This is a genomic window from Hymenobacter daecheongensis DSM 21074 (assembly GCF_900141805.1).
In the GTDB taxonomy this organism is placed as follows: domain Bacteria; phylum Bacteroidota; class Bacteroidia; order Cytophagales; family Hymenobacteraceae; genus Hymenobacter; species Hymenobacter daecheongensis.
The window spans coordinates 324,250-337,653 of sequence record NZ_FQYN01000005.1; the positions used below are offsets into that span (position 1 = coordinate 324,250).

Here is a 13,404-nt window from a genome sequence, read left to right on the forward strand (position 1 = left end):
GGGTGAAGACAGAAAGGACAATGGTCAGTGAGAAGAAGCCGGCGGCCTGCTCCTCTATAGCCCTCCAGACAACCAGCGTGCCATTTCCCGGCCTCGCCCCCGCCGCGGCCAAAAATTAAAAATATACTTTTCGGCCTTAAACCAACCCGCTTTCGGGCCTTCTAAGGCGGCCTCCGCGCCCGGCTCAGGCCAGCTCGCTCATCTTCTGCCGCCGATACTCCGAGGGGCTCTGCCCCGTGAGCTTGCGAAACGTCTTGTTGAAGTGCGACATATTGTTGAAGCCGCTGGCGTAGCTCACCTCCGTGATGGTGGCATCGGTGAGCAGCAGCAGACACGCCTGATTCACCCGGTATTCCTGCACGAAATCGGTCAGCGTCTGGCCGGTCATCTTCTTGAAATAGCTGCAAAACGCCGGCACCGATAAGTTTGCCAGGTCGGCCAGCTCGCGCACCTCAATGCTGCGGCTGTAATGCTGCTGCACGTACTGGTAAATCTGGGTGAGGCGCTCCTTTTCCTTGCCGTATTTGCCCAGCTTCCCGCTGCCGGCGTGCAGCACCGTCACATCGGGGGCCTCGGCCAACTGCCGCAGCACCTGCAGCAGCGTGAGCAGGCGCTGAAACGAGGGTTGGGTGGTCATCTCGCGCAGGGCTGCACCTACCGCCGCCCGCGTGTCGGGCCCAAACGAGAGGCCCTGGTGCGAACGGGCGAAGAGCTGCTGCACGGGGGCCAGCTCCGGCAGCTGCCAGAAGGCTTCGCCCATCATATCGGCCCGCAGCTGCACCACAATCTGCTCGTAGGGGTCCTGGCGGCCGTAGCTGAAGCTTAGGTGCGGCAGATTGGGGCCAATGAACACCAGCTCGCCATCCTGAAAGCGGGAAATGTGCTTGCCGATGTGCCGCCGCCCGCCCCCGGCCGGAATATACACCAGCTCATACTCCGGATGATGATGCCACACCATGCCGCTATCTTGCACGCTGGTATGGTGCAGCAGCGTGAAGGAGCTGCCGGTCGAAGTCTGAATATTTTCGAATTGAAGCTGCATAAATTGGTGCCTGAGTAAGGCAATGCAAACGTTTGCTCAGCATTTTTGCTGAATGTAGCACCAAAACAAATAAATACAGGCGTAGTAAGCGGCACTATTGTCTGATACCTTTGTAACAGTAGCAGGCCGAAAAATAAGGCCCGCGGCATTCAACCAGATTTTTCGCTCAGAGCATCGGTTCTTACTTTTTAGAATAACAATATCGCGGCCCTCAGCTAGCAGTTGGGTAGCCGCCAAGGCCTGACCACGACGACGATGCTGTTTCAGCATTATCTGAGCGGCCAGAATCGGACCGGAGTTGGGTGGGAATTTTTCTCCGGCTTCTGATTCCACTAAAAGTCGTTCCGGGTGGGGCGGCTTTTTTTATGCCCCTGCCCCAAGGTCAGGCTGCAGTCTGGGCGGCCCAGAGCTGGCTTCGATAGCCAGGCCAAGAAGCTGTTTGAGTTAGCGAAAGAGGTGTGAAAAAGGTGTAGAGTTGCGTCTTGTCGTTGAACGGCAATCGTTGGGCCGACGCGGCTGACGAGACGCCAGTAGGCGTCTCTACACGGTTCAACGCCCTGAAAAATCAACGCAAACAGTCCGAAAGCAATGCCCGGCTACGCCGAAACGGCAAACAACAGGCCACGAGTCGATTAATCCAGCATCATCATTCAATAAATCGGTGGTAGTGAGCCCTTTGCCGGGCCGCTACCTTTGCTGTTTACTTATTCGCCATGCCTCAGCTGCTGTCCCGCCCTTCCGACGTGCTGCGCGCGTCGGGCCGTGCCCGCTTCGCCGTCACGCTGATTTTCTTTCTGCACGGGCTGCTGTTTGCCAACTGGGCCGCCCGCCTGCCCGAGCTGGAGCAGCGCTACGGCCTGAACCACCGCGACTTAGGCCAGGTGCTGTTCTGCCACGCCATCGGGGCGTGGTGCGCCATGCCCGTGGCCGGCTGGCTGATTCAGCGCCTGGGCAGCGCCCGCCTCACCACGGTGGGGGCGCTGCTGTTCTGCAGCCTGATTCCGGGCATGGCGGTGCTGCACAGCCCCTGGCAGCTGATGGCGCTGTTTCTGCTGCTGGGCGCTTCCACCGGCCTGCTCGATGTGGCCATGAACAGCCAAGCTCTGCATGTGGAAACCCAGCACCAGCGGCCCATTATGTCCTCGTTTCACGCCGCGTTCAGCTTCGGCGGCATGCTGGGAGCCGGCGCGGGGGCGCTGAGTGCGCGGCTGGCGCTGGGCCTCGCGCCGCCGCTGCTGGGCCTTTCGGCGCTGAGCGTGCTGCTGGTGTTTGGGGTGGTGAAGAGCCTGCTGCCGGACACCGCGCCGGCCGAAACTGACGCTGCGGCCCCCAAAACCGGATTTCGCTGGCCCAGCCGCGCTATGCTGGGCCTGGGGGTGGTGGCCTTCTGCTGCATGCTGGGCGAAGGAGCCATGGCCGACTGGAGCACGATTTATCTGGTGGAAAACGCGGCGGCCACGGCCGCGCTGGCCCCGCTCGGCTACGCGGCCTTTTCCCTCACCATGACCTTCGGCCGCCTTTTCGGCGATGCGCTCGTGCTGCGGTTTGGGCCGCGCCGGGTGGTGGCGCTGGGCGGGGCACTGGCCTTTGTCGGGCTGCTGGGCATGCTGCTGGTGCCCCGGCCGGCGGTGGGCATCGGCGGCCTGTTTCTTATCGGGCTGGGGCTGGCGGGCATCGTGCCCACAGTGTTCAGCGCCGCGGGCCGGCAGCCCAACATGGCCCCCGGCGTGGCCATCGGCCTGGTTTCAACCATCGGCTACGGCGGGTTTCTGCTGGGGCCGCCGCTCATCGGCTGGCTAGCCGACAGCATCACGCTGCGCCTGGCGCTGGGCGTGGTGGTGGGCCTGTTTGCCGTGCTGGTGGTAGTGGCGCTGCGCCTGCGCTTTGCCCCCGCGGCCCAGCCGGCCGGGCCGGAGCCGCACTAGCCGCCCCCACCGGCCGCGCTATATCCCGCCGCAACTATTTGGTGTTACCTGGTTGTTATTATTTGCTGATAACGAGCCACCTGGCATCATTATAAAGTCGGAATCAGTAGTATTTATTGTCTGCTAACTCCAACCACGACTTCCATGATTCCTACCACCACTTTCTTCACCTCCGGTACGCTGCCAGCTCAGCATCGCACCCACGAGCTGAAAACCTGGCCCGCCTGTTTCGCCGCCGTCGAGGCGGGCATCAAGCCGTTCGACGTGCGCGAGAATGACCGCGACTTTCAGGTGGGCGACGAGTTGCTACTACGCGAATACGAGCCCGAAACCGAGCAGTACAGCGGCCGAACCACCACCCGCTGGATCAGCTACGTGCTGTCGGGCGGCGGCTTCGGCATCGAGGCCGGCTGGTGCGTGTTGGGCTTCGGCACGCTGCCGCCTCTGCCGCCGGGCATCAATGACACCAGACTTTGGTAGCCAACTACTGGCTGATAACCGCTTGAAATTCAACTTTCAGCCGAACAAACTAAAACTCTTCGCAAACGAAAAAGCCCCGTTTGCGCAGGGCAAACAGGGCTTTCAGTAGAGAGGATGGGATTCGAACCCACGATGACCTTTTGAGCCATACACACTTTCCAGGCGTGCTCCTTCGACCACTCGGACACCTCTCTAGGGGTAGCAATCGGGCACAAAGTAACGTCCGAATTTTCGGATACGCAAGCTTCGGGCGCTAGGCCAGCGTTATTTCCCCGCGCAGGTCGTGGGTGAGCAGGCGGGCGGTTTCGGCGGCAGGCAGGCCCAGGCCCAGCACAAACATCAGCTTGGTGATGGCCGCCTCGGTGGTGATGTCGTCGCCGCCGATAACGCCCAAGGCGGTGAGGTGGGCGCTGGTTTCGTACTGGCCCTGCATCACGCGGCCTTCTTCGCACTGGCTCACATTGAGCAGGTGCACGCCCCGCGCGTGGGCTTCGCGCAGGCACCGCAGAAACCAGGGCGCGGTGGGCGCGTTGCCGGAGCCGTAGGTTTCGAGCACGCAGCCGCGCAGGCCGTCGAGCCCGAGAATAGCGCGCACTACTTGCTCTGTGATGCCGGGAAACAGCTTTAGAATCACCACCCGGTCGTCGAGCTGCTGGTGCACGCGCAGGGGGCCGCCGGGCAGCAGCAGAATCTGCTTGTCGTCGAAGGCTACTTCGATGCCGGCGCGGGCCAGCGGTGGGTAGTTTTCGCTGCGGAAGGCATTGTACTGCTCACTCTCCACCTTTTTGGCGCGGTTGCCGCGAATGAGCAAATCGTTAAAAAACAGGCACACTTCTGGCACGCGCACGGTGCCGGCCATGGGGTGGCGGGCGGCCGCAATGTCGAGGGCCGTGATGAGGTTGCGGCGGGCATCGGTGCGGATGCGGCCCACGGGCACCTGCGCCCCGGTAAAGACGACGGGCTTGCCCAGATTTTCGAGCAGGTAGCTGAGCGCCGCCGCCGAGTAGGCCATGGTATCGGTGCCGTGCAACACCACGAAGCCGTCGTAGTGAGCGTAGTTTTCGCCGATGATCCGGGCCAGCAGCAGCCAATCGGCGGGCGTTACGTTGGAGGAGTCAATGGCCTCGGGCAGACTCAGCACCGACAGATTCATGGGCAGCTGCCGCAGCTCGGGCATCTTCTTGCGAATGCGCTCAAACTTCATCGGCACCAACTCGCCGCGCTTATTATACTCCATGCCCACCGTGCCGCCGGTATAAATAACCAGGACGGAAGCCGGCGGCCGGCCATCAGGCGCGAGGTCGTGGGTTTGGATGATGGTGGGTTGGGGGAGCGTGGCGGGCATTGGGAGCGGGTAAAAAACTGTCATTGCGAGCAGAGCGAAGCAATCCGTCCTGAGCAACAAAGAAAGCCTTGTTTACCCATAAAGCCCTGACGTATGCGTACGCCAGGGCTTTGTGGGTTAACAGAGTTTTTTACATTTCAGAGGACGGATTGCTTCGCTTTGCTCGCAATAACAGGCTATAACTTAAACAATGCCTGTGCGTTGCGGATGGTGGCTTCGGCTACTTCGGCTTCGGTTTTGCCCAGCAGCGTAGCCACGCGCAGACCGATGAGGGGCAGGTAGGACGGCTCGTTGCGCTTGCCGCGGTGCGGGGCCGGGGCCAGGTAGGGGCAGTCGGTTTCGAGCAGCAGGTGCTCCAGGCTCAGGCCGGGCAGGAACTGGGCGGCGCCGCCGTTTTTGAAGGTGGCCACGCCACCGATGCCCAGCTTGAAGCCCAGCTTAATGGCCCGCTCGGCTTCTTCCTTGGTGCCCGAAAAGCAGTGAAATACGCCGCGTAGCGTGCCGTCCTGGGCTTCTTCGATGAGGTCGGCGGTTTGCTGGAAGGCGTCGCGGGTGTGCAGCACCAGGGGCAGGCGGTGCTTTTTGGCCAGCCCGATCTGCACGCGCAGGGCTTCCTGCTGCTGGGGCAGGGTGGTTTTGTCCCAGTACAGATCGAGGCCGCACTCCCCTACCGCCGCAAACGGGCGCTTATTCAGCCAGTCTTCCACCAGGTACAGCTCGCGCTGAAAATCCTGCTTCACCGAGCACGGGTGCAGGCCCATCATGGCGAAGCACCGCTCCGGGTAATTCGCCTCGGTTTCGAGCATTACGTCCACACTGGTGTGGTCGATGTTGGGCATGACAATGGTGGTCACGCCCGCGTCGAAGGCGCGGCGCAGCGCGTCGTCGCGGTCGGGCTTAAACTGCTCGGAATAGATGTGGGCGTGCGAATCGGTGTAGTGCATGGGGCAAAGGTAGCAACCCCGCTCCTACCGGTACTGCCGGCCTTTCCAGTCGAATTTCAGCCCAAAAACCCGGAACAGCCCCAGCCCCAGCGTGAGGACAATGGTGTACAGCTCGAAGGCCGGCAGCAGCGCCCAGCGCAGCCGCAGCCCCGCCCGGTGAAAGCAAAAATGCGCCAGCAGGCCCTGCAACAGCATTTTGGCGGCCAGCACCGTCAGCGCCGTCAGCGGCCCGCCCACTACGGCCAGCAGCGCCAGCATCAAATAGAAAGCGCCATAAAACAGCAGCCCGCCCTGCAGCCATCCTGGCAGCGCCTCTACCCCGCCCAGCCAGCGCCGCCGCTGGTGCAGCAGGCCCGCGGGCGTGCCGATGGGCAAAGAAAACGCCAGCACCTCGGGCCGGAACACGTGGCGAAACGTGAAGCCCCGCGCCAGCACGGCCTTGAATAGGGCGAAATCCTCGGTCACGGAAAACGGCAGGGCCTCGTAGCCGCCGGTGGCCTCGTAGGCGGCGCGGGTCACCAGCATGTTGTTGCCCATGGCCGTCACGGGCCGGCCCCGGTCCGATACCACCTGCACCAGGCCCAATGACAGCAGCCAGTCGAGGCCCTGGAGCTGGTCGAACAGGCGCGGGCCGCGCACCACCGTGAGGCCCGTGACGGTGCCCACGCGGCTTGCCGGAGGCAGCGCGGGTGCCAGCAGGGCCGCTACCCAGGTGGGCGGCACGGCAATGTCGGCATCGGTGAGCAGGAAAAAATCGGTGGTGGCGACGCGGGTGAGGTGAGCCAGCACGTTGGCCTTGCCACGGGCACTGCCCAGCGTATCGGTGATGCGCAGGCAGCGGAAATGGCCCGCGTAGCCGCGCATGGCGGCCTCGGCTACGGCGGTGGTGCGGTCGGTGGAGGCATCGTCGCCGAGCAGCACTTCAATCAGGTGGGCCGGGTAGTGCAGCGCCCGGATGGCAAGCAGGCAGCGGCTGATAGCGGCCTCCTCGTTGCGGGCCGCAATAAGAATGCTCACGCGAGGCAGCGGCGCGGCCAGGGGCGCGGCGGCCGGCCGGGGGTGCCGCCAAAACAGCACGGTGGCCGCGCCCAGCACCAGAAACCACAGGCCAAAATAGATGGTGAGCAGCGTCAGCATGCGCTACAGCGTCTCGAACCGGAAGCCCAGTCCGGCAAAGTGCGCCAGGTAGCGCGGCAGCACGTAGCGCAGGTTGCGGCTGGCTTTCAGGCTATCGTGAAACACAACGATGGAGCCGGGCTTGGTGTAGCGAATGGCCGTTTCCAGGCAGCGCGGGGCCGCAAAGTCCTGGTCGTAGTCGCAGGTGAGCACGTCCCACATCACCACCTGGTGGGTGACGCTGAGCGTGCGGGCCAGCGGCGGCGTGATGCGGCCGAAGGGCGGGCGCAGTAGCGGCCGGGCCTCCGGGACGGGCAGCAGTTGGTCCAGTTCGCGCTGACAGCGGCCCACATCGGCCACGAAGTCGGGGCGGGAGTGGGTCCAGCCGCTGATGTGGCGGTGGGTATGGTTGGCCAGGCGGTGGCCGGCGGCCAGGGCCTGCCGGGCAATATCGGGGTGGCGGGCCAGGTTTTCGCCCACGCAGAAGAAGGTAGCTTTGGCCTCAAAGCGGGCCAGTTGCTCCAGCACGAAGGGCGTTTCTTCGGGAATGGGGCCGTCGTCGAAGGTCAGGTAGAGCGTGCGGCCGGTGCCGGGCATTTCCCACAGACACTGGGGCAACAGCCGCCGTACGGGGTTTGGCATTCGGATCAGACGCACCTTTTTAGGAATTATGAATGCTGAACTGGGCGGTTTCGGGTGTGCAAGATACGGCAAATCGGGCGGGGCCTGTGGCCAGACCTCACCCCCAGCCCCTCTCCTTGGGGAGAGGGAGCCTGACTATTTTGACGATTTACCTATCACAAACAATTGTATTTCAAATAGATAAAACTTAAATACAATTGTAATTAATATAAATCCGCTGGCGAATTGCTAGGCTCCCCTCTCCCCAAGGAGAGGGGTCGGGGGTGAGGTCTGGCACCTGCCCCGCCCAAACAGCCGTTCAGCGCTGCCTCCACCGCTTCCCAGAGCGAATCAGCGCTTTTATCCCACGAAAACCGCTCGGTATTGCGCAAGCCCAGTTCCACCAGCTGCCGGCGTAGCGCCGCATCGGCGTGCAGCACTTTCAGGCCCGCGGCAATGGCATCGACGCTGTGCGGATCGACCAGCAGGGCCGCGCCGCCGGCCACTTCGGGCATGCTGCTGCACTGAGAGGTGATAACGGGGCAGCCGCAAGCCTGGGCCTCGATAATAGGAATACCAAAACCCTCAAAATAAGGCACATACACCGTGGCCAACGCCGCTCCGTAGAGCTGAACCAACTCCTCGTCGGTCACGCGGCCGGTGAGATGCACGGCGGCGCGGTGCTGCATCTGCTGGTAGGCATCGAACATGGGGCCGGCCTTCCAGGCGGTACGGCCCACAATGAGCAGCTTGACCGGCGAGCCGGTGCGGGTTTTGAACTGGTCGAAGGCCCGCAGCAGATGCACCAGATTTTTGCGCGGCTGCAGGGCCCCCACGAACAGAAAATACGGCTCGCCCGCGCTGAACCGCGCCCGCACGGCCGGCTGCTCGGCAGCCGGCAGCGGCCGAAAATGCGCGTCGACGGCGTTGTATACGATGCGGATACGTTCGGCCGGAATCCGGTAGGTCGCCATCAGATCCTGCTTCGTGGCTTCCGATACGGCCACCAGCACCTGCGAGGCGCGGGCGAAGCGGGGGGCGAAATACTGGTAGTAGCGGCGCTGCAGCAGGCCCACATCCTGCGGAAAATGCTCGAAGGCCAGATCGTGCATCACCGTGACGCGGGGCACGCGGGTGTTGAGCGTGGTGAAGCCATCGGGGCTCAGGAACACGGCCGGGCGGTGCCGGGCCAGCCACGCCGCCACGGCCCCCTCAAACCAGGCCACGAACAAAAACGGGTGCCGCGCCGAGGGGTACAACACGTGCGGCACCACATTGGGCCCGAACAGGTAGCGCGGGTCGTAGGCGCGGTCGAACAGGAAGTGAAACGTGTGCTCCGGGTGCCGGCGCACGAGGCGGCTGAGCGTTTCGTAGGTGAAGCGCCCAATGCCTTCGAGTTTGTCGCCGGGCAGCAGGAAGCGGACGTTGACGGCTATCTGCACTGGAATTATGAATTATGAATTATGAATTATGAATTGTTCCGCAGGGCTGGCTGGCATTCTTGGCGGGCAAATTCATGGATCATAATTCGGTACGCGCTACATCATATTTCAGCTCAGGCACTCAGTTCACCCAAATTCATAATTCATCGAAGTGCTTTCAGCTCGCTGAGCTTCACGATGCCAGTGGCGAACAGAATACCTACGAACACCAGCCCCGCTCCCACCGCTTCCAGCAACCATTGATTGAATAGCAGACGCAGGCCGCCGAAGGTGGCGCACAGCAGCCCGAAGGCCAGGGCCAGCCGCGCCAGCAGGCTCCACGGAATCTGCACGCCGGCCCGGCGGTGTACCAGCCACAGGTAGCCGCCCGACACGAACACGGCGCACAGCAGCGTATCCAGGGCGGCGGCCACGGCTCCGTAGCGCGGCAGCAGTGCCACGTTCAGCCCCACATTCAGCCCGATGCTGCCGGCCACCAGCCAGCTCACCGGCTTTTCCTGGCTGGTGCTGGTGAGCAGCGTGCTATAAATGGCAAAAAAGGAGTGGACCAGCACATTGATAAAGAGAATTTTCAGCGCCACCGTCATGTGGGCCAGCTCCTGGGGCGTGCTGTGGGTGAACTGCCAGAATACTACCTCGCCCCGAAACAGCACAAACCCCACCACAAACAGCAGCGGCACCGTGACGATGCGCTGCCCGAACCAGAGCAACTCCTGCTGCTCGCGGGGCTGGTCGGTGGCGCGGGCAAACTTGGCGAAAAACAGCGGCAGCACCGTCCACATATACATCATCACGGCATCAACCCAGCGGTAGGCACCGGCGTAGTAGCCGGCCTCGGCGGGCGTGGCCAGGCGCTCCAGCATCACCATGTCAATGCGCTCATTCAGGCCGTAGAGCAGCGTAATCATGGCAAACGGCAGGCTGGCCCGCAGCACCAAGCGGGCCTGCTGCCAGCGCAGGCGGTAGCGCACCAGGCCGTAGAGCCGGCTGACGAGCCCATACAGCACCACGAAGGTAAACAGCGTGGCGACTGAGCGGGCTACCACGTAGTTATCGAGCGTGAGGCCCACCGCCAGCAGGCCCAGCACCAGCAGCAGCAGCAGCGCCTTTTCCAGCACCGAGAGCAGCGCATCGGTATTGAAGCGTTGATGGGCCTGCAGCGTACCGCGCAGAAAACCAGTGTATTGGGTGAGTAGCAGCCCCGTGCCGGTGAGGGCCAGCAGCGTGAGCGTATGGCCGCGGTGGCCGATGCCGTAGCCGGTCAGCACGATCAGGCCCAGAAACAGCAATGACAGGCCGCCTTTCAGGGGTAGAATGGTGGGGAAATATTCGGGCAGAAACGCCGCGTCGGCGGCCACGCGCTTGGTGGTGAGCTGGGTAAGGCCGAGGTCGGAAACGGAGGCAAAAATCAGCGTGAGGGCATACAGGGCCGTAAACGTGCCGAAGGCGGCGTGGCCTAGGCGGTCCTGCACCAGGTTTTCCACCACCACCCAGCCCGGCTTCACCAGCAGGTTGAGCAGCACGACGAAGCTGATATTTCCGAAAAACTTTTTGATGCGGGCGGCTGGTGGAGTGGGCGGCAAAATTATGGAAAAACCGGCGGCGCACCGATATTTTCTCCGGCAGCATGAACTGACGGCGGGGCAGCGCGGCCTGGTGAGAGGCAGGGCGCGGCCGGCCGGCCGGGGCTATTCATTGCGGCAAAAATCGAGTAGCTTTGCCCCCGCTGTCCGCCGAAAACCGGCTCTGGCAGCGCCCCTTGCCCTTTCCTATATCCTGCATGTCATCCCGCTCTTATTCGTTGCTGGGCCTGTGGCCCGTTATCAATCGGTGGAAAACCCTGGTGCTCGCGGCCGTTGGCCTGGCGCTGATTATCAGCGTTATCGTAGCCCTGATGCTGCCGAACATCTACAAATCGACGGCCGTTTTCTACCCTACCAACCCCAACACCACCGACCCTGACCGCATCTTTACCGAGGGTGGCAAGCTGGAGCTGGGCGGCCGGGCCGAAGACTTGGACCGCGTGATTACCATCGGCGAGTCGCAGACCGTGGCCGAGTTGATTATCAAGCGCTTTAAGCTGCATAAGCACTATAAAACCGGCGTGGCCGGCGACGACCAGGCCGACCAAGCTGCCCTGGACGAGTTCAACAGCAACCTGACGGTGGTGCACAACGACCGCGACGCCATTGAGCTGACTTTCAAAGACCGCGACAAGGTGCTGGCCGCCAAGATCACCAATACGCTCACGCAGGTTATCGACTCTATCAACCAGCAGCTTACGTTTGAAAACCGCCGCAAGGTAATTGAGCTGTATGGCGAGCGGAAAGAGTTTCTGGAACGCGAATATGCCCTCACCCGCGACAGCCTGGTGCAGGGCCGCCGCCGCTACGGCATCTATGGCATGGACCGCGAGTCGCGGTATCTGGCCAAGGAAATCATTGAAACCGAAGCTGATCTGCGCCGCGCCGAGGGCGAAGGCGACTCGCGCCGCGCCGCCGGCCTGCGCCGCGCCCTGAAAGGCCTCACCCAGGCCGACGGCGGCAACCTGCTGAACCTGGAAAGCTACGTGGCCGGCACCGACCTGATGAGCACGCTCTACGCCCGCTTCAACGACATTCAGGGCCGCCTCATCGGGGCCCGCAGCGCCTACGAAACTGCCCGCCTGGCCATCAGTGGCAAGATTTCATCGATTTATGTGGTGCAGAAAGCCTTCCCGGCCACCAAGAAATCCGCGCCCGTGCGCTGGCTCATCGTCTTCTCCTCGGTGCTGATTACGCTGGTGCTGTCCATCATTTTCATTACCCTGCTGGAGCTGTACCGCGGCAACCTAAGCGTAGGAAAGAAGTAAATTTTGAATTAACTCAGATTTAGAACGTCATTCCGAGCGAAGTCGAGGAATTTCGCGTGCTGATGTTGGATTACTATTCATACGTCAGCATGCGAGATTCCTCGACTTCGCTCGGAATGACGTTCTGTTGACTTTCTAGATAGCTTCTTAATTCATGCAAAGCATATTGTGGCCGCGCGATGCTGCGCAGCGCCTTTTCGTGGTCTTCATTGGCGTGCTGCTGCTGGCAGGCTCGGCGGCGCTGCTGCTGGAGTCGCCGGCGCTGCTGGCGCTGCCGCTGGCGGTGCTGGGCGTTGCCGTGCTGCTGGTCGACTGGCGCTGGGTGTACTACGTGCTGCTGTTCTGCCTGGCGTTTTCGCGCGAAATCGGGCTGCCCGGCGGCCTGAGCATGGACGTGCCTTCTGAGCCGCTGCTGCTGGTGCTGCTGGGCTGCTTTGGGGTGAGCGTGGTGCTGGGCAAAACCCACGTGCCCGCTCGGTTCTGGGCCCATCCGCTGGTCATTATTATGGGGCTGGCGCTGCTGTGGTCGGTGGTTTCCACGGTGTTTTCGGTGGCTCCTATCAAATCGGTGAAGTACCTGCTGGCCAAGCTCTGGTACATCGTGCCGTTTGTGTTCGTCACGCTAACCATCGTACGGCGGCCCGCCGATGTGTGGCGGCTAGCGGCGTTCTACGTCAGCGGGGCCATCATCACTATTCTGTACACGGCTTCGCGGCACGCCACCAAGGGCTTTTCCTTCGATTCCATCAACTGGGCCATTCAGCCATTCTACATCAACCACGTTATTTATGCCGTGGTGGCGGCCATGCTGGTGCCCTACGCCTTCTACGCCGCCCGCGACCAGCAGCCCGGCCTGAAGCGCCTGGCGTGGCGTCTGGCGCTGGGCATTCTGGTGTTTGGCGTGCTGCTTTCCTACACGCGGGCTTCCATTCTGTCGTTGCCGGTGGCGGGGCTGTTTTATCTGGTGCTGCGCCTGCGCCTCACGCGGCTGGTGCTGGCTGGGGCGGCCGTGGCAGCCCTGAGCGGGGCATTCTACTTCATGAGCCAGAACAACTACATGCTCTACGCCCCGGACTTCGAGAAGACGATTTTCAACGGGCACAACTTCGAGCAGCACCTGGAGGCTACTTACAAGCTGGAGGACGTATCGGGCATGGAGCGGGTGTACCGCTGGGTGGCGGCAGCCCGCATGATCAGCGAGAAGCCTATCACCGGCAGCGGCCCCAGCACCTTCTACCCCGAGTATAAGCGCTACACGGTCAAGAGCTTCCGCACCTACGTGAGCGACAACCCCGAGAAATCGACCACTCACAACTACTTCCTGCTCCAGTTGGCCGAGCAGGGCGTGCCGGGCTTTCTGCTGTTCGTCATCCTGTTCAGCACGGCCCTGGTGATGGTCGAAAACATGTACCACCGCAGCCGCTCGCCCCAGCACCGGCGCGTGGTGCTGGCCGCCGGCCTGTCGCTGGTCGTCATCATCTTTCACCTGCTGCTGAATGAGCTGGTGGAGGTCGATAAGATCGGCTCCTTCTTCTACATCGCCCTAGCCGTGCTGATGCGGGTGGAAAGCTGGATTGAGGAGGAAATAGCGATATAGTGAGATAGTGAAATGGTGAGTTTGATGTTCGGCTTGCGCAA

11 protein-coding genes and 1 tRNA gene are annotated in these 13,404 nt (G+C 62.3%); 4 read left to right on the forward strand and 8 right to left on the reverse strand.

Annotated elements, in window-relative coordinates; all coding sequences use genetic code 11:
• Nucleotides 1-184 precede the first annotated feature (184 nt).
• Complete coding sequence (locus BUB62_RS11935; RefSeq protein ID WP_073110393.1) at nucleotides 185-1,042, reverse strand: AraC family transcriptional regulator; 858 nt, start codon at nucleotides 1,040-1,042, stop codon at nucleotides 185-187.
• A 713-nt stretch (nucleotides 1,043-1,755) separates the two neighbouring features.
• Between BUB62_RS11935 and BUB62_RS11940 the strand changes: the two genes are divergently transcribed.
• The gene (locus BUB62_RS11940) at nucleotides 1,756-2,967 is read left to right on the forward strand and encodes an MFS transporter (protein ID WP_073110395.1); all 1,212 of its coding nucleotides are present in this window, start codon (nucleotides 1,756-1,758) and stop codon (nucleotides 2,965-2,967) included.
• Between the two features lie 144 nt (nucleotides 2,968-3,111).
• On the forward strand, nucleotides 3,112-3,447 hold the full coding sequence (locus BUB62_RS11945; protein ID WP_073110397.1) for an ASCH/PUA domain-containing protein: 336 nt from the start codon (nucleotides 3,112-3,114) through the stop codon (nucleotides 3,445-3,447).
• A 106-nt stretch (nucleotides 3,448-3,553) separates the two neighbouring features.
• On the opposite strand, the gene BUB62_RS11950 is transcribed toward BUB62_RS11945, so the two are convergent.
• The 7 genes from BUB62_RS11950 to BUB62_RS11980 form a co-directional block, all read right to left on the reverse strand.
• Nucleotides 3,554-3,641 (reverse strand) — tRNA-Ser (locus BUB62_RS11950).
• Nucleotides 3,642-3,700: 59 nt separating this feature from the next.
• Complete coding sequence (locus tag BUB62_RS11955) at nucleotides 3,701-4,792, reverse strand: asparaginase (RefSeq protein WP_084539023.1); 1,092 nt, start codon at nucleotides 4,790-4,792, stop codon at nucleotides 3,701-3,703.
• 176 nt (nucleotides 4,793-4,968) lie between these two features.
• Nucleotides 4,969-5,736 carry a TatD family hydrolase gene (locus BUB62_RS11960; protein WP_073110399.1) on the reverse strand — a complete coding sequence of 256 codons (768 nt, stop codon included), beginning with the start codon at nucleotides 5,734-5,736 and terminating at the stop codon, nucleotides 4,969-4,971.
• Between the two features lie 24 nt (nucleotides 5,737-5,760).
• Nucleotides 5,761-6,873: a glycosyltransferase gene (locus BUB62_RS11965; RefSeq protein ID WP_084539024.1), complete on the reverse strand. Its 1,113-nt coding sequence runs from the start codon at nucleotides 6,871-6,873 to the stop codon at nucleotides 5,761-5,763.
• A 3-nt stretch (nucleotides 6,874-6,876) separates the two neighbouring features.
• Nucleotides 6,877-7,494 carry a polysaccharide deacetylase family protein gene (locus BUB62_RS11970; RefSeq protein ID WP_073110400.1) on the reverse strand — a complete coding sequence of 206 codons (618 nt, stop codon included), beginning with the start codon at nucleotides 7,492-7,494 and terminating at the stop codon, nucleotides 6,877-6,879.
• A 203-nt stretch (nucleotides 7,495-7,697) separates the two neighbouring features.
• Nucleotides 7,698-8,915 (reverse strand): glycosyltransferase family 4 protein, encoded by a 1,218-nt coding sequence (locus BUB62_RS11975; protein WP_073110402.1) that lies wholly within the window; start codon nucleotides 8,913-8,915, stop codon nucleotides 7,698-7,700.
• Between the two features lie 143 nt (nucleotides 8,916-9,058).
• Nucleotides 9,059-10,498: an oligosaccharide flippase family protein gene (locus BUB62_RS11980; RefSeq protein ID WP_073110403.1), complete on the reverse strand. Its 1,440-nt coding sequence runs from the start codon at nucleotides 10,496-10,498 to the stop codon at nucleotides 9,059-9,061.
• Between the two features lie 197 nt (nucleotides 10,499-10,695).
• On the opposite strand from BUB62_RS11980, the gene BUB62_RS11985 reads away from it, so the two are divergent.
• Nucleotides 10,696-11,766: a GumC domain-containing protein gene (locus BUB62_RS11985; protein ID WP_143164134.1), complete on the forward strand. Its 1,071-nt coding sequence runs from the start codon at nucleotides 10,696-10,698 to the stop codon at nucleotides 11,764-11,766.
• A 154-nt stretch (nucleotides 11,767-11,920) separates the two neighbouring features.
• Nucleotides 11,921-13,363, forward strand: a complete 1,443-nt coding sequence (locus BUB62_RS11990; RefSeq protein WP_073110406.1) for an O-antigen ligase family protein — start codon at nucleotides 11,921-11,923, stop codon at nucleotides 13,361-13,363.
• Nucleotides 13,364-13,404: the final 41 nt, after the last annotated feature.

Coding starts and splice junctions, on each gene's coding strand:
- BUB62_RS11935 (WP_073110393.1), bottom strand. CDS start 1,042: ATGCAGCTTCAATTCGAAAATATTCAGACTTCGACCGGCAGCTCCTTC.
- BUB62_RS11940 (WP_073110395.1), top strand. CDS start 1,756: ATGCCTCAGCTGCTGTCCCGCCCTTCCGACGTGCTGCGCGCGTCGGGC.
- BUB62_RS11945 (WP_073110397.1), top strand. CDS start 3,112: ATGATTCCTACCACCACTTTCTTCACCTCCGGTACGCTGCCAGCTCAG.
- BUB62_RS11955 (WP_084539023.1), bottom strand. CDS start 4,792: ATGCCCGCCACGCTCCCCCAACCCACCATCATCCAAACCCACGACCTC.
- BUB62_RS11960 (WP_073110399.1), bottom strand. CDS start 5,736: ATGCACTACACCGATTCGCACGCCCACATCTATTCCGAGCAGTTTAAG.
- BUB62_RS11965 (WP_084539024.1), bottom strand. CDS start 6,873: ATGCTGACGCTGCTCACCATCTATTTTGGCCTGTGGTTTCTGGTGCTG.
- BUB62_RS11970 (WP_073110400.1), bottom strand. CDS start 7,494: ATGCCAAACCCCGTACGGCGGCTGTTGCCCCAGTGTCTGTGGGAAATG.
- BUB62_RS11985 (WP_143164134.1), top strand. CDS start 10,696: ATGTCATCCCGCTCTTATTCGTTGCTGGGCCTGTGGCCCGTTATCAAT.
- BUB62_RS11990 (WP_073110406.1), top strand. CDS start 11,921: ATGCAAAGCATATTGTGGCCGCGCGATGCTGCGCAGCGCCTTTTCGTG.